At 70.6% G+C, this 19,902-nt stretch carries 17 protein-coding genes; 9 read left to right on the top strand and 8 right to left on the bottom strand.

Translation table 11 applies throughout. The features are described from left to right. Nucleotides 1-5: 5 nt before the first annotated feature. From EDD27_RS13410 to EDD27_RS13400, 3 genes are all read right to left on the bottom strand, one after another. Nucleotides 6-1,550 (bottom strand): ABC transporter substrate-binding protein, encoded by a 1,545-nt coding sequence (locus tag EDD27_RS13410; protein ID WP_127932735.1) that lies wholly within the window; start codon nt 1,548-1,550, stop codon nt 6-8. Nucleotides 1,551-1,685: 135 nt separating this feature from the next. After that, the gene (locus EDD27_RS13405) at nt 1,686-2,639 is read right to left on the bottom strand and encodes an alpha/beta hydrolase (RefSeq protein WP_127932734.1); all 954 of its coding nucleotides are present in this window, start codon (nt 2,637-2,639) and stop codon (nt 1,686-1,688) included. 7 nt (nt 2,640-2,646) lie between these two features. Next, nucleotides 2,647-3,390, bottom strand: a complete 744-nt coding sequence (locus EDD27_RS13400) for a phytanoyl-CoA dioxygenase family protein (RefSeq protein WP_127932733.1) — start codon at nt 3,388-3,390, stop codon at nt 2,647-2,649. A gap of 166 nt (nt 3,391-3,556) precedes the next feature. On the opposite strand from EDD27_RS13400, the gene EDD27_RS13395 reads away from it, so the two are divergent. After that, nucleotides 3,557-4,531 (top strand): aldo/keto reductase, encoded by a 975-nt coding sequence (locus tag EDD27_RS13395; RefSeq protein WP_127932732.1) that lies wholly within the window; start codon nt 3,557-3,559, stop codon nt 4,529-4,531. A gap of 109 nt (nt 4,532-4,640) precedes the next feature. Here EDD27_RS13395 and EDD27_RS13390 read toward each other — a convergent pair whose 3' ends face one another. Beyond that, nucleotides 4,641-5,354, bottom strand: a complete 714-nt coding sequence (locus EDD27_RS13390) for an IclR family transcriptional regulator (protein ID WP_127932731.1) — start codon at nt 5,352-5,354, stop codon at nt 4,641-4,643. A gap of 91 nt (nt 5,355-5,445) precedes the next feature. Between EDD27_RS13390 and EDD27_RS13385 the strand changes: the two genes are divergently transcribed. From EDD27_RS13385 to EDD27_RS13355, 6 genes are all read left to right on the top strand, one after another. Then, nucleotides 5,446-6,585, top strand: coding sequence for a pyridoxal-phosphate-dependent aminotransferase family protein (locus EDD27_RS13385; protein ID WP_127932730.1), 1,140 nt, complete (start codon nt 5,446-5,448; stop codon nt 6,583-6,585). Next, nucleotides 6,582-9,347 carry an FAD-binding and (Fe-S)-binding domain-containing protein gene (locus EDD27_RS13380; protein ID WP_127932729.1) on the top strand — a complete coding sequence of 922 codons (2,766 nt, stop codon included), beginning with the start codon at nt 6,582-6,584 and terminating at the stop codon, nt 9,345-9,347. The genes EDD27_RS13385 and EDD27_RS13380 overlap by 4 nt, the downstream gene beginning before the upstream one ends. A gap of 26 nt (nt 9,348-9,373) precedes the next feature. Further along, nucleotides 9,374-10,987, top strand: coding sequence for an SLC13 family permease (locus EDD27_RS13375; protein ID WP_127932728.1), 1,614 nt, complete (start codon nt 9,374-9,376; stop codon nt 10,985-10,987). Nucleotides 10,988-11,103: 116 nt separating this feature from the next. Beyond that, on the top strand, nt 11,104-12,141 hold the full coding sequence (locus EDD27_RS13370) for a LacI family DNA-binding transcriptional regulator (protein ID WP_127932727.1): 1,038 nt from the start codon (nt 11,104-11,106) through the stop codon (nt 12,139-12,141). Nucleotides 12,142-12,863: 722 nt separating this feature from the next. After that, complete coding sequence (locus tag EDD27_RS13360) at nt 12,864-13,322, top strand: nuclear transport factor 2 family protein (protein ID WP_127932726.1); 459 nt, start codon at nt 12,864-12,866, stop codon at nt 13,320-13,322. A 137-nt stretch (nt 13,323-13,459) separates the two neighbouring features. Beyond that, nucleotides 13,460-14,695 (top strand): epoxide hydrolase family protein, encoded by a 1,236-nt coding sequence (locus tag EDD27_RS13355; RefSeq protein ID WP_127932725.1) that lies wholly within the window; start codon nt 13,460-13,462, stop codon nt 14,693-14,695. Between the two features lie 169 nt (nt 14,696-14,864). Here EDD27_RS13355 and EDD27_RS13350 read toward each other — a convergent pair whose 3' ends face one another. Together EDD27_RS13350 and EDD27_RS13345 are read right to left on the bottom strand one after the other, a co-directional pair. Then, the gene (locus tag EDD27_RS13350) at nt 14,865-15,428 is read right to left on the bottom strand and encodes a hypothetical protein (RefSeq protein ID WP_127932724.1); all 564 of its coding nucleotides are present in this window, start codon (nt 15,426-15,428) and stop codon (nt 14,865-14,867) included. A 12-nt stretch (nt 15,429-15,440) separates the two neighbouring features. Then, entirely contained in the window at nt 15,441-16,658 is a 1,218-nt protein-coding gene (locus EDD27_RS13345) for a cation:proton antiporter (RefSeq protein WP_127932723.1), read from the bottom strand. Nucleotides 16,659-16,761: 103 nt separating this feature from the next. On the opposite strand from EDD27_RS13345, the gene EDD27_RS57715 reads away from it, so the two are divergent. Further along, nucleotides 16,762-16,893, top strand: a complete 132-nt coding sequence (locus tag EDD27_RS57715; protein WP_277750711.1) for a hypothetical protein — start codon at nt 16,762-16,764, stop codon at nt 16,891-16,893. After that, complete coding sequence (locus EDD27_RS13340; RefSeq protein ID WP_127932722.1) at nt 16,890-18,173, top strand: ArsB/NhaD family transporter; 1,284 nt, start codon at nt 16,890-16,892, stop codon at nt 18,171-18,173. The genes EDD27_RS57715 and EDD27_RS13340 overlap by 4 nt, the downstream gene beginning before the upstream one ends. Here the strand turns inward: EDD27_RS13340 and EDD27_RS13335 are convergent. After that, the gene (locus EDD27_RS13335; RefSeq protein WP_127932721.1) at nt 18,161-18,760 is read right to left on the bottom strand and encodes a dihydrofolate reductase family protein; all 600 of its coding nucleotides are present in this window, start codon (nt 18,758-18,760) and stop codon (nt 18,161-18,163) included. The genes EDD27_RS13340 and EDD27_RS13335 overlap by 13 nt on opposite strands. A 45-nt stretch (nt 18,761-18,805) precedes the next feature. Continuing rightward, complete coding sequence (locus tag EDD27_RS13330) at nt 18,806-19,867, bottom strand: aldo/keto reductase (protein WP_127932720.1); 1,062 nt, start codon at nt 19,865-19,867, stop codon at nt 18,806-18,808. Nucleotides 19,868-19,902: the final 35 nt, after the last annotated feature.

Below are 19,902 nucleotides of genomic sequence, written 5' to 3'. Positions count from 1 at the left end.
CCAGGTCACGATGCGCGCTTCCAGGTCGCGACGGTGCCGAGCAGCCCGCCGGTGGCGTGCTCGTGCGGCTCGACGCCGGCGGTGACGCCGGTCCACGCGCCACGCACCACGTACGTGTGCTCCAGGTAGACCAGGTACAGCCAGACGGCGTCGTCGCTGAGGTGCCGCTGCACCGCGTCGTAGGCCTTCTTGCGGGCGTCCGCGTCGGCCGTGCGCCGCCCCTCCTCCAGCAGCCGGTCCACTTCGGGGTTCTTGTAGTGCCCCGGGTTGAAGTAGCCCTGGCCGGCGTAGGAGGAGTGGAACAGCTCGTAGTTGGTGTAGTCGGGGTCGAACGGCGTCCCCCAGCCCATGATCAGCGCGTCCTTGGACAGGCGCTGGTCGATGGCGTCCCAGTCGAGCCCGGCCAGCCGCACGTCGATGCCGACCTGCTTGGCGTCCGAGACCACGGCCAGGGCGAGCTCCTTGCGCAGCGAGTCGCCGGCCGGGTACATGAGCGTGAACCTGGCAGCCGTGCCGTCCTTGGACCGGATGCCCTCGCTGCCCGCCTTCCAGCCGGCCTCCTCCAGGATCGAGACGGCCTTGGCCCGCTCCGGCGTGGCCGAGCCGGTCACGGCCGGGTTGTGCCACGGGGTCCCGGGCGCGATCGGCCCGAAGGCGGGGCTGCCGGTTCCGGCGAGGATGGCCGACACCATCGCGGCGCGGTCCACGGCGAGGTTCAGGGCCTTACGGATGGCCGGGTCGCCGGTGACGGGTTGGTCCAGGGGGAACATGACGCCCCGGTAGTCGGCGGTGGGCGCCTCGTGCACGGTCATGCCCGGCTGGTTCCTGAAGCGGGCGACCGCCTTGGGCGGCAGTTCGGTGGCGGTGAACTCGCCGGCCGCCATTCTGGTGGCCCGCGCGTTGTCGTCGGAGGTGTACGCGAGCACCAGGTTCTTGATCGCGGGCGCCTCGCCCCAGTAACGCTCATGGGCCTTGAGAGTGATCTTGTCGCCCTTGGTCCAGGACACGTACGCGTACGGGCCGGTTCCCACGGGCGTGCCACCGGACAGGTCCGATCCGGCGGGCACGATCCCGAGCGTGGCACGCTGCAGGATGGGCGCGTACGGGTGCTTGAGCCGGAAGACGACGGTGCGCGCGTCGGGCGCGTCCACCTGGTCGATGGCGGCGTAGTCGCCCCTGATCGGCGAGTTGTTGGCGGGGTCGAGCACCTGCTCGTACGTGTAGGCGACGTCGGCGCTGGTCAGCTGCCTGCCGTCGTGGAAGGTGACACCCCGCCTGAGCGTGAACCGCACCTCCTTGCCGTCCACCTCGGGCAGAGTCTCGGCCAGCGCGGGCTGCAGCCGCAGGTCGGGGGTGCGCCGGACCAGCCCGTCGTAGATCAGCGATCCGCCGTCCGGCGCGTACCCGAGCACCGGGTTGAGCGTGTCGGGCTCCGAGCTCAGCCCCAGCACGACCGTGTCGCGCGCCGGCGCGGCCGTGGGCTGCGAAGGTGCCGAACACCCCGCCAATGCCAGGACGAACACCCCGACCAGTGCGAATCGTCGCCTCATGCAGGCGACCTTAAAGCGAATATATCGTTATTGCAAGAAGCTCGCAATTAGGTGGGTCAGCGGGCCACCGGCTCGGCCGGCGGGCGCGAGATGGCGGACCGCCTTGAGCACGACCACCCGGTCAGGGCGGGCGATTCAGGCGCCGATGGCCGCGCGCAACATCGGGAGCGAGCGTTCCAGTGCGCGTTCCCAGTAGGGGAAGGTGTGGGTGCCCGCCCCGTAGAAGTCGGTGGTGACGCGGGCGCCGGCCTGCTTGGCCCGCTCGGTGAAGGTCTGCGCCTGTCCCAGCAGCGCGCCCTCGTAGTCGGCCGACGCGCCGGGCGGATCCAGCGGGCCGGGCCGGCCGTCGCCGCAGGACACATAGAGCTGGACGTCCTTGAGCCGTGCCGCGAGCGCGGTGGGATTGTGGGCCTCCCACAGGTCCTTCCTCGTCTCCGGGTCGCCCCACAGGGCGTCGGGGTCCTCGCCGCTGCGGCGCACGAGGGCGCGCGTCTCGCTGCGGTCGCCGGTCGTGTCCAGGACACCGGAGAACGACGCCGCCGCGCGGAACATGCCGGGATTCCTGGCCGCATACGCCATGGCGCCGAGCCCGCCCATCGACAACCCGGCGATCGCGCGTTGCGGTCCCGCGCCGAACTCGGCCTCGATCAGCGGGATGAGCTCCTTGATGTGGTAGGTCTCCCATTTCGGGCCGCGCAGCCAGTCGGAGTAGAACCCGACCTGGCCGCCGTCCGGAACGACCACGATCGCCCGTAAGCCGCTCGTGAGCCGCTGCGCGCCGCCCTCGTCGACCCACACGAGATGGTTGGGGCTGCAGCAGCCGTGCAGCAGGTAGAGCACCGGCCACGGGCCGGAGCCCGGCGTCCAGCCCTGCGGCAGCAGCACGCGTACCGGGGTGGTCGTGCCGAGCGCCGGTGATCGCACGGTGAGATCCTGCGCGCGCTCGCCGGCCTGCTCCCGCGCCACCACCTGCGCGCCGCCCGCCTGCTCGGACGTGGCTGCACGGCCGCGCAGCACCACGACGGCGACGACCACGACAGCCACGGCCACGACCGCGGCGACGGCCGCCCACACCCACCGCTTCCGCATGGGACCTTCACCCTCCGCGCATCGTCGGATCGACCCCGCGCAACATCATCCCCTGACCGCGCGAGCGGTGCACGTCGCCGGCCGGGACATCCTCGGGGTCGCGGAACTGGATGAGCAGCGTCGTACGGGCCTCGGCGGCCCGGTTGACCCCGGAACCGTGCACGGTGAGGTAGGTGAAGAACAACACGTCCCCCGCCTCGGCCTCGACGGGGACGGCGGCCTCCAGCGGCCACTCCGACAACGGCAGATGCCAGCCGCCCTCCTCGATGTGCGGCAGCAGCCCGTCCCGGTGGCTGCCCGGCACCACGCGCACGCACCCCTTCTCCTCCGGGGCGTCGTCGAAGTGGAAGATGGCCGCGCCGACCGTGTGCCTGGTGTGCGGGAAATGCGCGGCGTCCTGGTGCATGGGGAACGGCGAGCCCTTCTCCGCCGGCTTGACGAAGATCTTGGTGTGGTGGAGCTGCACGTTCTCCGAGCCCATCAGCGCCGCCGCCACGTCGGTGAAGCGCGGATCGACCATGAGCCGCGCGAACGCCGCCGAGTAGAACTGCGCGTCGTGGCAGTGGCGCAACTCGGTGGGGCGGCCGGCCAGCTCGCGGGCGCTGCCCCAGGTGGGGTCGGTGCGCCGCAGGCGCGCCAGCACCGCATGACACTCCTCGCGGTAGGCCCGCGCCTCCTCCCGGCTCAACAGCCCTTTGACCAGCACGTAGCCGTTGTCCCGGTAGGACCGCACCATCGATGCGTCGTTCATTCCGCACTCCCGTCCGCCTGTGTGACGTTTCTTGCCCCGCGGCGCGACGCTTCAGCATCAGCGCAGCGCAAAACCGGCGTGCGCACACCCGGGTGGAGAAGGTGCTCTCGGCTCGGTAACGTGGCCCTCCTAAAACGTTTCATTACGTCTTCGGGGAAGGTCATCCTTGGACTACGACCGTCAGCCGTACCGCAGGTGCGGCCGCAGCGGACTGCTCCTGCCCGCCGTGTCGCTCGGCCTGTGGCACAACTTCGGTGAGGGCAAGCCGGTCGAGACCCAGCGCGCGATCCTGCACAAGGCGCTCGACCTGGGCATCACCCACTTCGACATCGCCGACCGCTACGGCCCGCCGTTCGGCGCCGCCGAGTCCGCGTTCGGGCGGATCTTCCCGAAGTCGTTGCGGGACGAGGTGGTGGTGACCACCAAGGGCTTCAACCCCATGTGGGACGGCCCCTACGGGTACGGCGGCTCGCGCAAGCACCTGCTGGCCACCCTCGACCGGTCGCGGGCCCGGCTCGGCCTCGACTTCGTCGACATCTTCTACCTGCACCGAGATGACGAGGAGACGCCGCTGGAGGAGACGGCGGCCACGCTGGACCACATGGTCCGCACCGGCCGCACCTTGTACGTCGGCGTCTCCAACTTCTCCCCCGAGCGCACCGCCGCGATCGCCCGCCTGCTGCGCGGCCTCGGCACGCCGCTGCTGGTGCACCAGCCCTCCTACTCGCTGCTCAACCGCGGCATCGAGGATGCCCTGCTCGATGTCCTGGAGCAGGAGGGCGTCGGCTGCGTGGTCTACTCGCCGCTGGCCCAGGGCCTGCTGACCGACCGCTACCTGGACGGCATCCCGGCCGACTCCCGCGCCGCCGAAGGACGATTCCTCACCCCCGACCGGGTCACCCCGCAGGTGCTGGCGTTCGTCCGCGCGCTGTCGGCGATCGCCACCGCCCGCGGCCAGAGCGTCGCCCAGCTCGCTCTGGCCTGGGCCCTGCGCGACCCCCGCATCACCTCCGTCCTGGTCGGCGCCTCCAGCCCCGAGCAACTCGAGGCCAACGTCGCCTGCGTGGACCGCCTCGACTTCACCGACGACGAGCTCACCGCCATCGAGCAGGCCGCCAAGGAGGCCGGGATCAGCGCGTAATCGCCATCACCTGGTCACGGGCCGCCGGGGAGTCGAGCCCCTCCAGGACCCGGCGGCGGCCCGTGCGCCGTTCCAGGTCGTCGGGGAGAAGACCAGGTCGCGATGCTGGTCATGAGGGCAGCGACTCCGTCAGTGTCCGCGCCGCCTGTGTGACGAGCTTGCCGTACTCCGGTCTGAGATCGTCCGGCATGCGGCTGGCCGGGGTCGAGATGCTGAGGCTGGCGACCGGCCCGTCCGGGCCGAGGACGGCGGCGGCGACCGCGGCGATGTCGGAGCGCCACTCGCCGCGGTTGTCGGCGTAGCCGCGGGCGCGCACCTCGGCCAGCTCGGCGCGCAGCAGCTCCGGGTCGGTGATCGTGGTGCCGGTGTACGCGGGCAGCTCGTCGATCGGCCGGTCCAGGTGCGCGAGCACGGCCTTGCCGTTGGCCGAGGCGTGCAGCGGCAGCCTGATGCCGAGCGGCAGCACGATGCGCAGCGGCTTGTCGGTCTCCAGCCGCTCGATGAGAACGACCGCGTCCCCCTCGGGGACCATGAGGTGGATGGTCTCGCCGGTGCGCTGGCGCAGCTCCTCCATGACGGGCAGCGCCACGTCCCGCAACCCCAGCTCGGCCCGCCGCCCCACCTGCAGCGCCTTGCTGGTCACCTGCCAGCGCGTGACGGCGCCCCCGGCGGGCCTGATCCACCCGGCCTCGTGCAGCGTCCGCAGCGAGCGCTGCACGGTGCTCTTGGGCAGGCCCAGCCCGCGAGCCAGCTCGCCGACGCCGGCCGGCTGGCGTACGGCGACCTCTTCGAGCACCCGGAGGGCGTTGATCACGTTCTGCATCCATTGACTCCTCTGCGGGCTGAAATCTAATGTTAATGAACCGCAACACGGCACGGTGTGCCGCGACACGGCACAGAGGAGCGCTACCGACGTGGGCCGCCACTTCCTGCAGATCCCAGGACCGACCAACGTCCCCGACCGGGTGTTGCGTGCCATCGCCCGGCCCACCATCGACCATCGCGGACCCGCCTTCGCCGAGCTGGCGCGCGAGCTGCTCGACCGGCTCAAGCCCGTCTTCGGCACCCGCCACGACGTCGTCGTCTACCCGTCCTCGGGCACCGGGGCGTGGGAGGCGGCGCTGGTCAACACGCTGTCGCCGGGCGAGCGGGTGCTGGCGTTCGAGACCGGGCACTTCTCGACATTGTGGTGCGAGATGGCCGCCCGCCTGGGGCTGGTCGTCGACCTGGTGCCGGGCGACTGGCGGCACGGCGCCGACCCCGCCGCGATCACCGATCTTCTGAGCGCCGACCACGCCGCCGTCATGGTGGTGCACAACGAGACCTCGACCGGGGTGCGCAGCCGCATCCCCGAGATCCGCGACGCCATGGACGCGACCGGGCATCCGGCCTTGCTGCTGGTGGACACGATCTCGTCGCTGGCGTCGATGGAGTACCGGCACGACGAGTGGGGCGTGGACGTGACCGTCGGCTGCTCGCAGAAGGGCCTCATGCTCCCGCCCGGGATCGGGTTCAACGCCGTCGGCCCGAAGGCGCTGGCACACCGGGGGCGGCTGCCGCGCTCGTACTGGGACTGGGATCCCATCATCGCCGCCAACCGGCAGGGCTTCTTCCCGTACACGCCGCCCACCAACCTGCTGTACGGGCTGCGCGAGGCGCTGATCATGCTGGAGGAGGAGGGCCTGCCGCAGGTGTTCGCCCGGCACGAACGGCACGCCGAGGCGACGCGCCGGGCGGTGCGGGCGTGGGGGCTCGAGGTGCTCTGCGCCGACGAGCGGGAGCACTCCAGCAGCCTCACGGCCCTGCTGATGCCCGACGGGCACGACGCCGACGCGGCCAGGAGCCTCATCCTGGAGCGGTACGACATGTCGCTCGGCACCGGGCTCGGCCGGCTCGCGGGACGCGTGTTCCGGATCGGCCACCTCGGGCACTTCAACGACCTGATGCTGGCGGGCACGCTCGGCGGGGTCGAGATGGGGCTGCTGGCGGCCGGCGTGCCGATCAAGGAGGGCGGGGTGCGGGCGGCGCTGGCGTACCTGGAGGAGACCGGATGAGCCTGGCCCGGAAGTTGTCGCCGCTGATCGGCGGCGACGTCAGGGACGATCCCTACACCCGGCACCTCTACTCCTCCGACGCCAGCATGTACGCCATCGAGCCGCTCGCCGTCGCCTTTCCCAAGGACGCCGGCGACGTGCAGGCGCTGGTGGCGGCGTGCGGCGAGCTGGAGGTGCCGGTGCTGCCGCGCGGTGCGGGCACCAGCCTGGCCGGGCAGACGGTGGGCGCGGCGGTGATCGTCGACTTCTCCCGGCACATGAACAAGATCCTGCAGATCGACGGCAGGACCGCCCGGGTGCAACCGGGGGTCGTGCAGGACCAGCTCAACCGTGCGGCCCGCAGGCACGGGCTGATGTTCGGGCCGGACACCTCGACCAGCAACCGGGCCACGATCGGCGGAATGATCGGCAACAACTCGGCCGGCAGCCACTCCGTCCGGTACGGCTCCACGATCGACCACGTCGCGTCGGTGAGCGTGGTGCTCGCCGACGCCACCATGCCCGACCTGGCGGCCGACGCCCGGCTCAAGGCGGCGGTGGCCGAGGTCGTGCAGGGGCTGGATCTGACCGGGTTCCCGCGTTTCTGGCGGCACTCGGGCGGCTACCGGCTGGACCTGGCCGTGGACGGGGATCTCACCAAGCTGATCGTCGGGTCGGAGGGCACGCTGGCCGTGGTCACCGAGGCCACGGTGGCGCTGGTGGACCGGCCGCGGGCCAAGGCCATCGCCGTCGGCCACTTCACCTCCACGCCGGCCGCGATCGCCGCCACCGCCGACGCCCTGGCCTTCGACGCCGCCTCCGTCGAGCTCATCGACAAGGCCATCCTCGACCTGTCCAGGCAGCGCGTGGACTACGCGGGGCTCGGCGGCATCCTCGAGGGAGACCCGGAGGCGCTGCTGTTCGTCGAGTTCTTCGGCGACACCCCGGCCGAGGTGGCCGACCGGGTGGACAAGCTGGCCGCGACGTGGAAGGCGAACGGCCACGGCTATCACACGCTCAGGGCCACGGCCGAACGCGATCAGGCGGCCGTGCTCAAGGTGCGCAAGGCGGGGCTCGGCCTGCTGATGGCCTCCAGCGTGGGCAGCCGCAGGCCGCTGGCGTTCGTCGAGGACACGGCCGTCCCGCCGGAGCGGCTGCTGCCCTACGTCGAGGAGTTCGCCCGCATCCTCGACGGCCACGGCCTGCAGGCCGGGTTCTACGGCCACTGCTCGGTCGGCTGCCTGCACATCCGCCCGTTCGTGGACCTGCGCGCGCCCGGCGAGATCGGCAGGATGCGCGCGGTCGCCGAGGAGATCGCCGAGCTCGCCGCCCGGCACGGCGGCGTGAACTCCAGCGAGCACGGCGACGGGCTGGCCCGCTCGGAGTTCAACCGGCGGTTGTTCGGCGACGAGATCTACGAGGCCATGCGGCGGATCAAGCAGGTCTTCGACCCGCGTGGACTGCTGAACCCCGGCAAGATCGTGGACGCGCCGCCGATGACCGACCACCTGCGCGACCCGGCCATGCCGGAGCCACGCCCGCTGCCCACCACGTTGTCGTTCGCCGGCGGCATGCACGCCGCCGCCGACCGGTGCATGAACGTCGGTGTGTGCCGCAAGGACGACACGGGCGTGATGTGCCCGTCGTACATGGCCACCCGCGAGGAGGAGCACTCCACCCGCGGCCGGGCCAACGCCCTGGTCAAGGCCCTGTCGTCGGACGATCCCCGGCAGGCGATGGGAGACGACCGGCTGCACGGGATCCTCGACCTGTGCCTGGAGTGCAAGGCCTGCCAGTCGGAATGCCCGCTGGGCGTGGACATGGCGGCGCTGAAGAGCGAGTTCCTGCACCAGCACCAGCAGCAGCACGGTGTGCCCCTGCGGGCCCGGCTGTTCGGGGCGATCAGGACGCTCAACCGCCTGGGCTCGGCCACCGCCCCGCTGTCGAACTGGCTGGCACGTCCCCTGCGCGGCCCGCTCGGGCTGAGCCGGCGGCGACCGCTCCCCCGCTTCCGGCGCGACACCCTTGTCCGCTGGCACGCGCGCCGGCCGTCCCCTTCCGGGACGAAGGAGGTGATCCTGCTCGCGGACTCCTTCACCACCTACACCGAGCCCGGCATCGGGCAGGCCGCCGTCGCGCTGCTGGAGCGCGCCGGCTATCGGGTACGCCTGGCGGCCGACGGCTGCTGCGGCCGCTCCAGCATCTCCAAGGGCCTGCTCGACCGGGCCAGGTCGATGGCCGAGGCGATGGTCGACGGGCTGTCCGGCTCGGACGCGCCCATCGTCGGCCTGGAGCCGTCCTGCCTGCTGACGCTGAAGGACGAGTACCGCGCGCTGCTGCCCGGCGACCCGCGGGTGGCGGCGGTCGCGGCCCGCGCCAGGCTCGTCCCCGACCTGCTCGTCGAGGCGATCGACGACGGCTCGCTGGTGCTCGGCGACGGGCTGCGCGGGCGGAAGATCCTCCTGCACGGCCACTGCCACGAGAAAGCCGTCGTCGGCACCGACGCCACACGAGCACTGCTGTCCAGAATCCCCGGAGCGGAGGTGGAAGAGATCGACGCCGGCTGCTGTGGCATGGCCGGCTCGTTCGGCTTCGAGAGCGAGCACTACGACCTGTCCATGAGGATCGGCGGCCTCCGGCTCTTCCCGGCGATCGCCGCGTCCTCACCCGACACACTGCTCGCGGCCACGGGGCTGTCGTGCCGCCAGCAGATCGCCCACGGCGCGGGCCGCGCTGCGCGCCACCCGATCGAACTCCTCCACCAGGTGATCGACCAGTCATAACGTACGGGGGAGAACGGAGTACGCAGTTGTCCGCAGAGCTCCTGTCCATTCTCGCCCTGATCGTCATGTTCGTCGTGGCCACCCTCTTCCCGGTGAACCTGGGTGCGCTGGCCCTCGTCGGCGCGTTCCTCGTCGGGACGCTGGCCGCCGGCATGGAGACCGACGCCATCCTGGACGCGTTCCCCGGCAGCCTGTTCGTGATCCTCGTCGGGGTGACGCTGCTGTTCGCGATCGCCACCAACAACGGGACGGTCGATTGGCTCGTCCGCGCCGCCGTGCATCTGGTGCGGGGGCGGATCGCGGCCATCCCGCTGGTGGTGTTCGTCATCTCGGCACTGCTCACGGCCGTGGGCGCGCCGGCTCCCGCGGTGGCGGCGATCCTGGCGCCCATCGCGTTCGGATTCGCCGCCGACTACAAGATCCATCCACTGCTCATCGGGCTCATGGTCGCGCACGGCACGCAGGCCGGGGCGTTCTCGCCGATCAGCGTGCTGGGCGGGATCGTCAACGGCGTGACCAGCGACGCGAACCTGCCCAGTGACAACGTCGTGCTGTTCGTGTCGAGTTTCGCGTTCAACGCCGCCGCCGCGCTGGTCGTCTTCTTCATCTTCGGCGGCCCTCATCTCGTACGGCGAGGCGCCGTAGCGGTGCCGGGCTCGCCCGCTTCGGACACCCCGCTCGCTTCTGACAACGCGGCCGGGTCCGGCAACGCACCCGATGCCGGCGGCGCCGCCCCGGCTTCCGCAGCGGCCTCGGCCACCGGGGCGGCGCACGCCTCCGGGACGGCCCGCGTTCCCGGAGGCGCAGGCTCTCCCGCAGGCGGCCCCGCTTCCGAGACCGGGGACACCGGCGCGACGGCCACGTCAGGAGGCATGCTCACCACCGCACCCGGGCCCGGCACCCGCACGGCCGCCAAGCCTGAGCCCGAGCCTGAGCCTGAGCCTGAGCCTGAGCCTGGCATCGGCGTCGGCGTCGGCGTCGGCGTCGGCGTCGGCGTCGGCGTCGGCGTCGGGGCCGGGGCCGGCGGTGGCGGGCTGCGGCTCACGCCTCACCAGGCACTGACACTGGCCGGCATCGTCGGGCTCTGCCTGGCCGTGCTGGTGTTCAAGCTCGACGTCGGCCTCACCGCCGTCACCGTCGCCGTCATCCTCTCCCTGGCCTCCCCCAAGTCGAACAAGGGCGCCGTGGAGAAGGTCGCCTGGCCGACCGTGCTGCTGATCTGCGGCGTCGTCACGTACGTCGGCGTGCTGCAGGAGATCGGCACCATCGACTACGTCGGCACGTCCGTGGCCGCGATCGGCATCCCGCTGGTGGTGGCGCTGCTGATCTGCTACGTCGGCGGGGTCGTGTCGGCCTTCGCCTCCACCGTGGGAATCCTGGGCGCGCTGGTGCCGCTGGCCGTGCCCCTGCTCGGAACGGGCGCCCTGGGACCGGTCGCCATGATCGCGGCGCTGTCGGTGTCGTCGGCCATCGTCGACGTCAGCCCGTTCTCCACGACGGGCGCGTTGCTCGTGGCCAATGTCAGGGGCATGCACCGGGACGTGTTCTACCGCCGCCTGCTGGCCTACGGCGCCGTGATCGTCGTGGTGGGCCCGCTCGCGGCCTGGGCCGTCCTGGTCGCCCCCGGCTGGCTGGGCTGACGCTGCTGCTGCTCATATCGCGTAAAATCGTTTCACAGCATGGGGGATCCCATGCGCTATGATCATGCTGGTCCCGGGTGCACGTCTCTCGTGCTCCGCGCACCAGACGAGGAACGATGTCGAGCATCAAAGAGGTCGCCCGGCTCGCCGGCGTCTCCGTCGGCACCGTGAGCAACGTGCTCAACCGGCCCGACATGGTGGCGCCTGAGACCCGCCAGCGTGTGCAGGCCGCGATCGCGCAGCTCGGCTACGTACGCAACGCCTCCGCCCGCCAGCTGCGGGCGGGGCGCAGCCGCACCATCGCCGTGGTGGCGCTCGACCTGGCCAACCCCTTCTTCATCGACGTGCTCAGCGGCGTGGAGTCCGCCGCGCAACGCGTCGGCCTCACCGTGATGGTGTTCAACAGCAGCAAGGACGCCGACCGTGAGGCCAGGCTGCTGGAGATGCTGGAGGAGCAGCGTCCCCTGGGCGTGCTCATCACCCCGGTGAACGACCGCGGCCAGCGGGAACGGCTGGACCGGCTGCTCTCCCGCGGCATCCCGGTGGTGTTGTTCGACAACTCCTCCCGCGTCAACCACGGGTGCGCGGTCGCGGTGGACGACATGCTCGGCGGCCGCCTGGCCGGGTGGCACCTGCGCGAGCGGGGGCACCGCCACATCGCCTTCGCCGGGGGGCCGTTCACCGTCCGGCAGGTGGAGGATCGCCGCGACGGGCTGGCGAGCGTGCTCACCCCGGCCGATCGGCTGACCGTGATCCCCTTGCCCGACCTCAACGTCGCCACCGGGCGCACGGCGGCCCAGGAGATCGCCGCCCTGCCCAGGGCCGCGCGGCCCACCGCGGTCTTCTGCGGCAACGACCTGGTCGCGCTGGGCGTGCTGCAGGAGCTCACCCAACGCGGGCTGCGGGTTCCCGACGACGTGGCGATCCTCGGCTACGACGACATCGGCTTCGCCGCGGCGGCCGCGGTGCCGCTGTCGTCGATCCGGCAGCCGCGCGAGCAGCTCGGCCACACGGCCGCGATGATGGTGCTCGAAGAGGCCGACCACCCGTCCGGGCACCAGCACCGCCACGTCATCTTCCAGCCTGAGCTGGTGGAGCGCTCCTCCACCGCCCAGCTGCGGCCTTCGCACAAGGCGGCCGAAGCGGCCCACTGATCGTGCGGTTGACGGAGGTCTTTGGCGGTCTGGGAGTCGAACACGCAGGCCGTCGGTTCAGCTTCGCGGCCTTCGGCCGTCCGGATGGCTCGGCGCAGGTCGTGTTCGGGTGGCCGGCCGATGGCCGCCGCCCGTTCGCGGCGTGCGTACCGCCGGCTGGCTGGGTGTGTGGGGCCGCAGGGGATGCGGTGTTGACGCTGTTCGCGGGGTCGGATGACGGCACTGGAGTCTGCCGGAGGCCTTGCGCGGCCCTGCCCCTGCTCGAGTAGGACGAGCCACGGAATCCGGCGGCAGTAGGCCTGGCATCATCATCACCGGGTGCCACACCAGGTACTCGACCAGTGACTCACCCTGGTCCTTCCCGTGCCCGGTCCGGCGAGGGTGGCCGATGTCGGCTTGAGTTACCGGTGCACAGCTTTTTGGACTTGCGAGTCCATTTTCGGTGCCGCATGATGAATGGACCGTGAAGTCCAGAACGGAAGTTCGCAAACCTTCTGTGATGCCCACATCACGAGCAGGTTGATCGCCAGTCCTCACCGGGGCGCGTGTTGAACTTTGGAGACGGACTGGCGATGCAGGAGATCTGCGAAGGCCCGTTGCCGTGTGGCGGGAGCGCGTATGTCGCCTGTGAGACACAAAGTAGCCCGCTTGAGGGCCCGGCCGGCCGAAGCGCAGCACCGGCGGGATGTCCGTCCACATCACCGGTAGAGGGATGATCGATTATGGATGCCATTGAGCGTCTGAGCATTACCGAGGATCTTCGTCGTCTGATGGCTCGCTACGTCCGTTACGCGGATCATCAGCGGTGGCAGGACCTGGCGAATCTGTTCACGCCGGACGGCACGTTCACCCCGCACAAGCCGGACGGATCGGTTTGGTTGCACATGGAGGGCCGGGAAGGGATCGCCGCCACGGTCGGCGCCGGCGGCGGCCCCGGTGTCACCCTGGTCCACCACCTGTTCTCCGACGAGATCGACGTCGACTCGGCGACCGCCGCCCATGGCGTATGGGCGATGGAGGACATCATCACCCGGCCCGAGGACGCCGCCGTGTCCGAGGACATCCCTTTCAGGGGCATGCACGGCTTCGGCCACTACCACGCGCGATTCGTCAAGACGAACGGTTCCTGGTACATCGCCGAGCTCAAGCAGACCCGGGTCCGCCTGGACTTCACCAACTGACGCTACCTGCGGCCCCTCGCACCTCCCCCGGCCGCCGGTCACACCCGACCACGGCGGGATCAGAACACCGGCACGCGGCGGCACCCGCCTGCCGGGCAGCAACTTCTCTTTCACCACTACGCGAAAGCAGCCTTGCCGTGAGCAACAACAACAAGCCCAGCGCGCTGGAACCGTACAAGATCGATGTCCCCCAGGAGGCCCTGGACGACCTCAAGGACCGTCTGAAGAAGACCCGCTTCTTCGACGACCTGGACAACGAGGAGGAGTACTACGGGATCAGCACCGCCTATCTCAAGCCGCTCGTGGAGTACTGGGCGGACGGCTTCGACTGGCGTGCGCAGGAGAAGCGGCTGAACACCTACGACCAGTACAGGGTCGAGATCGACGGCACGCCCGTGCACTTCTACTACGTGCGCGGTAAGGGCCCGAACCCGGTCCCGCTCGCCATTCATTCCGGCTGGCCGTGGTCCAGCGGGTTCAGCCTCCCGCTCATCGGCCCGCTGACCGACCCCGCCGCCCACGGCGGCGACCCGGCCGACTCCTTCGACGTCATCATCCCCGACCTGCCGGGATTCGCCTGGTCCACCCCCGTCGGCAGGGGCGACCTGAACTACTGGAAGATCGCCGACATCATTCACAAGCTCATGACCGAAGTGCTGGGCTACGAGAAGTACGCCGCGGCCGGCTCCGACTACGGCGCCCTCGTCACCAGCGCGCTCGGCCACAAGTACGCCGACAGCATCATCGGCCTGCACTACGGTCACGATATGCCTCCGGGCCAGTTCGCGAACGAGCGGTTCTGGGACCTGACCGACGGCGCCAAGATTCCCGAGGACGCCACACCGGAGCTGCGGGCGGGCCTGGAGAACCTCATCAGCACCTACGTCTCCCACGTCGCGGTCCACATGCTCGACGCATCGACCCTCACCCACGGCCTGAACGACTCCCCCATCGGCATGCTCGCCTGGCTCCTGCGGAGGTGGAAGAAGTGGAGCGACAAGAGGGGTGACTTCGACGAGAACTTCCCCCGCGACTTCATCCTCACCGAGGCCACCGCCTTCTGGGTGAACCAGGCCATCGGCTCCTCCATCCGCATGTACCGCAACGCGGTGCGCTACCCGTGGGTGCCCTCCCACAACCGCCGGCCCGTCGTCGAGCCGCCGGCCGGCTTCACCTTCCTCCTCGGCGACGCCTACCCGCCCGGCGTCAACACCGTCGAAGAGCGTATCGCCGCCTTCGAGAACGGCCCCACGCGCAGCTCCTTCAACGTGATCAACGTCAACGCCCACATGAAGGGCGGCCACTTCGTCCACTACGAGAACCCCCAAGCCTTCACCAACGACGTCCGGGAGACCTTCCGAAAGCTGCGCTGACCTTGTAGCCGATGGTCCATCCACCGGCGGCTCGCCTCCCGACGCTGCTCACACCCCACACGCGATGCCGTCACGGCAGATTTGTGCTGAGTGGCGCGTGGGCGGCGTGGAGCAGCGTTTTCACGGGATCAGGAATCAAGCCGTGCGTTCGCCGTCACCGGCACCCTCGTCAACTGCGGGCCGGGGACTCGTCGTCCCCGCGGTCGAGGCGCTGGTAGAGGCCGTAGACGAAGCGGGCGTGGTAGCGCGTGCCCTCGTGGGTGAAGCCGACCGTCCAGTGGTGCGGGGCCGAGCCCTCGAGGTGGGACGCGCCGGGGAACGCGTCGCCGACGTCGGCGACGACGCAACTCCAGGGGACCAGGTCGGCGAACGACAACGCCTTGGCGTGGCCCGGGCGTACGAACCACTGGTTCCACACCTCGCCTCCCGGGCCGAGCAGCACCTCGAACCGCAGGTCAGGCCAGGAGGGCAACCGCCAGCGGGCGACGTCGCACGTCAGGCTGCCGGCCTGGTGCACACCCTCGTCCGCCGGCGGTCCGAGCGCCATCCGGAACAGCGCCCGGCCTTTCGGCGCCCTGGCCGAGTGGCCCATCGCCGTCCATTGCGTGTGCGCGGCACGCAGCTCGGCCCGGGTGGCGCCCATGCGCTGGAGCGCGTCCTCGACCCGCGCGGCGTCCAGGTCACGCATCCGATGCATCAGGGCCAGCTCGAACTGGCGAACCCCGAATCTCATCGCGTCATGATGTCACGGCTTTCCGCGCTCCCGCAGCCGCCGGGCGACGCCGTACCAGACGGGGATCTCGCGTTCGTCGTCGAAGCCGCGGGCCACCACGATGTCGGTGGAGGAGTGCAGCAGGATCGACAGCACGATGGTCACCGCGACGATCTGGAACACCTGCTCTGCCGTCGCGATCCCGGAAGCGAGCACCAGCAGCCCGTACACCACCGAGGCGAAGCCCTTGGGCCCGAACCACGCCACCGCCGCCTGCTCGCGCACGGACAGCCCCGAGCGCAGGAAGGACAGCCAGATGGCGATCGGGCGGGCCAGCACCAGGGCGAGCACCGCGAACAGCCAGCCCTGCCAGCCGACCGAGCCGAGCAACGCCGGGGTGATGAGCGCGCCGAACACCAGCAGCGCGGCCAGCTTGAACACCTCGGCGATGAGCTCGCCGAAGTGCTCGAACGACTCGCGCTGCCGCGGTCCGAAGGTGGCCACGGTGATCCCCGCCGAGAACGCGGCCAGGAACAGGTTGCCGTGCGTGGCCTTGCCGACCGCGAGCACGAGCAGGCCGATGGCCAGGGCGTTGAGCGGCTCGTACGGGGTGGAGGCGGAGAACCAGCGGGTCTGCTCCAGCTTGATCGCCGCCCACGGGATGGCGACCCCGATGAGGATGCCGAGGCCGAGCTCCAGCCCCAGGTCGCCGAGGTGCAGGTCGTCCGACCCGGAGGCGATGGCCAGGAAGAGGATCACGAACGGCAGCGCGAGCCCGTCGTTGACGCCCGACTCGACGTTGAGCAGCTGCCGCAGCCGGGGCGGCACCTTCTCGTTGCCGACCAGGGCGGCGGCGAAGACCGGGTCGGTGGGCGCCAGGATCGCGCCGATCAGCAGCGACTCGATCCAGCCCAGGCCGAGCAGGTAGTGCGCGCCGACGGCGGTGATGCCCAGGGTGAGCGGCAGCCCCCAGCCCAGCGCCCTCCCCGGCAGCCGCCAGGCGCTGCGCAGCTCGGCCCAGCCCACCCGCATGCCGTCGGTGAACAGCACGGTGAACAGCGCCAGCTCGGCCAGCGTCGACACCAGCGCGTCGCCAGGCCGCAGCGACACCACGCCCAGCACGCCGTCGCCCAGCACGAAGCCGGCCACCAGGAACAGCGCGGCCGTGGACAGGATGGTGCGGTGGGCCAGGCTCGACAGCAGCACGGCCAGCAGCAGCACGCCGGCGAACGCCGTCAGTAACGTGCCCATGTACGCCTCCAGTCGGGAAATCGCGCGGACCTTGCCGACCAGACTTCCCGGCGCACCGCGCCCACCCTAACAGCAGCCGCGCCGCCGGCGTATTGACGCTTCATTGACGGACCTTGATACGTTGGTGACAGGTGTGCCGGGAAGTCTGGTCGGCGATTCTTTGTCCCGTTTGACCGGAAAGGACATTTTTGTGCACATCCTGATCGACGGCTTCCCGATGATGATCACGCTGTGAGCGCCCTGTCCTGGGTGAGCGTGGCGGTGTTCCTGGCCGCGTACACGCTGATCGCCACCGAGAAGATCCACCGGGTCGCGGCCGCCCTGGGCGGTGCGGGGATCATGCTGCTGATCCACGCCACCGGCGCGGAGGCGGCGTTCTTCTCCGAGCATTCCGGCGTCGACTGGAACGTCATCTTCCTGCTGCTCGGCATGATGGTCATCGTCGGGGTGCTCAAGGAGACCGGCGTCTTCGAGTACCTGGCGATCTGGGCCGCCAAGCGCGCCAGAGGGCGGCCTTTCCGGCTGATGGTGCTGCTGGTGCTCATCACCGCCGGGGCGTCGGCGCTGCTGGACAACGTGACGACCGTGCTGCTGATCGCGCCGGTGACGTTCCTGGTGTGCGAGCGGCTGGCCATCAACCCGGTGCCGTTCCTGATCGCCGAGGCGATGGCGTCCAACATCGGCGGCGCGGCCACCCTGGTCGGCGACCCGCCGAACATCATCATCGCCAGCCGCGCCGGGCTGACCTTCAACGACTTCCTCATCCACATGGCGCCGCTGGTCGTCGTGCTGATGGCGGTGTTCGTCGGCTTGTGCTGGCTGATGTTCGGCCGCCACTTCCGCTACGATCCCGAGCGGGCTGATGAGATCATGGCGCTGGACGAGAAGGAGGCCCTCGCCGACCGGCGCCTGCTGTGGCAGTCGCTCGCCGTGCTGGCGCTGGTGATGGCGGCGTTCGTGCTGCACCCGGTGCTGCACTACGAGCCGTCGGTGGTGGCGCTGCTCGGGGCGGGCCTGCTGGTGGCGGTGACGAAGGTACGCACCGAGCGGGCCATCGCCGAGGTGGAGTGGCCGACGCTGGTGTTCTTCGCCGGGCTGTTCGTCATGGTCGGCGCCCTGGTCGAGACCGGCGTCATAGGGGCGCTGTCCGAGGCCGCGGTCGCGGCGACCGCCGGGCGGCTGGAGCTGGCCACGATGGGGCTGCTCGGCGCCTCCGCCGTGTTGTCGGCCATCGTGGACAACATCCCGTACGTCGCCACGATGAGCCCCATCGTCGAAGGGCTCGTCGAGGCGAACGGCGGCCACGACGTGTTGTGGTGGGCGCTGGCCTTCGGCGCCGACCTGGGCGGCAACGCCACCGCGGTCGGCGCCGCGGCCAACGTCGTGGTGCTCGGCATCGCCGCCCGCAACGGCACCCCGATCAGCTTCTGGCAGTTCACCAAGTACGGCCTGATCGTCACGGCGGTCACCGTCACCCTGGTCGCGCCCTACCTGTGGTTCCGCTACCTCATGTGACCCTCCGCCGGCCGGTAGGCGGCGATGAGCACGCCGATGCGCGTCGTCGCGGAGTCCACCAGCTCGTACGCGGCCAGGCCCGTCCCGGAGTCCGGGAAGAGCCGGCGCCCGGAACCCAGCGTCAGCGGGTGGATCAGCAGTAGGAGCTCGTCGACCAGGCCGGCCGCCAGCAGCGACCTGACCAGCACCCCGCTGCCGAACACCACCAGGTTCTCCGCCACCTCCTCTTTGAGCACCGCCACGGCGTCGGCGGCGTCGCCCTTGAGGAGCGTGGAGTTCTGCCAGGGCAGGGGCTCGGCCAGCGTCGTGGACGCGACGTACTTGCGGACCCGGTCGAGCGCCTCGGTGAACGGGTTCGGCGCCTGCCGGGGCCAGTAGTCGGCGAAACGCTCGTACGTCGTGCGGCCCGCCAGCAGTGACCACGCGCTCGACATGCGCGCGCCCATCGCCTCCTGCATGGCCGGGTCCTGGGCCCTGGCCGCCCAGCCACCGTGTGTGAAGCCGTCGCGCGGGTCCTCGTCGGGGTGCCCGGGCGCCTGCATCACGCCGTCCACAGTCAGGTGCTCGATGACGATGACCTTGCCCATGGTCGTACCTCTTTCCTGGTCGTCTTCTCACCCCCTACACGAACGTCAGGGGGCGGAATCGACAGGGATCCGCGATTCGATGGGCGGGTTCAGACGGGCGAAGCCCTCTTGGCTCCGGTACGGGTAGTAGGGGTAGGCGGCCGTGGTAGCGCCGGCGGCGTCCAGCCTGGCGACCTGGTCACGGGTGAGGCTCCACCCGGCTGCGCCCAGGTTCTCGCGCAGTTGCTCCTCGTTGCGCGCGCCGATGATGACCGAGGCGACGGTCGGCCGCTGGAGCAGCCAGTTCAGCGCGATCTGCGCAACGGTCCTGCCGGTCTCGCCGGAGATCTCGTCGAGGACGTCGACCACCGCGTACAGGCGCTCGTCGTCCACCGGCGGCCCGTAGGCGGCGGTCCGGTGCAGCCGGCTGCCCTCGGGGAGCGGGCGGCCGCGCCGGATCCTGCCGGTGAGCCGGCCCCATCCGAGCGGGCTCCACACGAGGGCGCCGACGCCCTGGTCGAGGGCGAGCGGCATCAGCTCCCACTCGTAGTCGCGGCCGACCAGGGAGTAATAGACCTGGTGGGCCACGTAACGCGGATAGCCGTGCCGCTCGGCGATGGCGAGCGACTTCATCAGCTGCCAGCCGGAGAAGTTGGACACGCCGACGTAGCGGAGCTTGCCGGCCCGGACGAGGTCACCGAGCGTGGACAGCACCTCCTCCATCGGTGTGGCGGCGTCGAACGCGTGCAGCTGGAACACGTCGATGTGGTCGGCGCCCAGGCGGCGCAGCGCGCCGTCCACCGCCTGGATCAGCCGGGGCCGGGACGTGCCGGCGTCGTGCGGGCCGTCGCCCGTGGGCAGCCCGGCCTTGGTGGAGATGAGCACCCGGTCCCGCCGGCCCTTGATCGCCTGGCCGAGCACCTCCTCGGAGGCGCCGTCGGAGTAGACGTCGGCGGTGTCGAACATCGTCACCCCCGCGTCGAGGGCGATGTCCACCAGCCGCCTGGCCTCCGCCACGTCCGTGGTGCCCCACGCGCCGAACAACTCACCCCTGCCGCCGAAGGTCCCGGCGCCGAAGCTCAACGCGGGGACCTTGAGCCCGGACGCGCCCAGCTGCCGATATTCCATGATGAGATCCACTCCTCTTAACGGCTCAATGCTCC

Source organism: Nonomuraea polychroma (assembly GCF_004011505.1).
Lineage (GTDB): Bacteria > Actinomycetota > Actinomycetes > Streptosporangiales > Streptosporangiaceae > Nonomuraea > Nonomuraea polychroma.
This window is presented reverse-complemented; position numbering and strand designations above follow the sequence as displayed.

What these genes read in the sequence shown, in the direction of transcription:
- EDD27_RS13380 (WP_127932729.1), top strand. Translation starts at nt 6,582, where the DNA reads ATGAGCCTGGCCCGGAAGTTGTCGCCGCTGATCGGCGGCGACGTCAGG.
- EDD27_RS13330 (WP_127932720.1), bottom strand. Translation starts at nt 19,867, where the DNA reads ATGGAATATCGGCAGCTGGGCGCGTCCGGGCTCAAGGTCCCCGCGTTG.
- EDD27_RS13410 (WP_127932735.1), bottom strand. Translation starts at nt 1,550, where the DNA reads ATGAGGCGACGATTCGCACTGGTCGGGGTGTTCGTCCTGGCATTGGCG.
- EDD27_RS13335 (WP_127932721.1), bottom strand. Translation starts at nt 18,760, where the DNA reads ATGGGCAAGGTCATCGTCATCGAGCACCTGACTGTGGACGGCGTGATG.
- EDD27_RS13400 (WP_127932733.1), bottom strand. Translation starts at nt 3,390, where the DNA reads ATGAACGACGCATCGATGGTGCGGTCCTACCGGGACAACGGCTACGTG.
- EDD27_RS13390 (WP_127932731.1), bottom strand. Translation starts at nt 5,354, where the DNA reads ATGCAGAACGTGATCAACGCCCTCCGGGTGCTCGAAGAGGTCGCCGTA.
- EDD27_RS13345 (WP_127932723.1), bottom strand. Translation starts at nt 16,658, where the DNA reads ATGGGCACGTTACTGACGGCGTTCGCCGGCGTGCTGCTGCTGGCCGTG.
- EDD27_RS13350 (WP_127932724.1), bottom strand. Translation starts at nt 15,428, where the DNA reads ATGAGATTCGGGGTTCGCCAGTTCGAGCTGGCCCTGATGCATCGGATG.
- EDD27_RS13360 (WP_127932726.1), top strand. Translation starts at nt 12,864, where the DNA reads ATGGATGCCATTGAGCGTCTGAGCATTACCGAGGATCTTCGTCGTCTG.
- EDD27_RS13370 (WP_127932727.1), top strand. Translation starts at nt 11,104, where the DNA reads ATGTCGAGCATCAAAGAGGTCGCCCGGCTCGCCGGCGTCTCCGTCGGC.
- EDD27_RS13405 (WP_127932734.1), bottom strand. Translation starts at nt 2,639, where the DNA reads ATGCGGAAGCGGTGGGTGTGGGCGGCCGTCGCCGCGGTCGTGGCCGTG.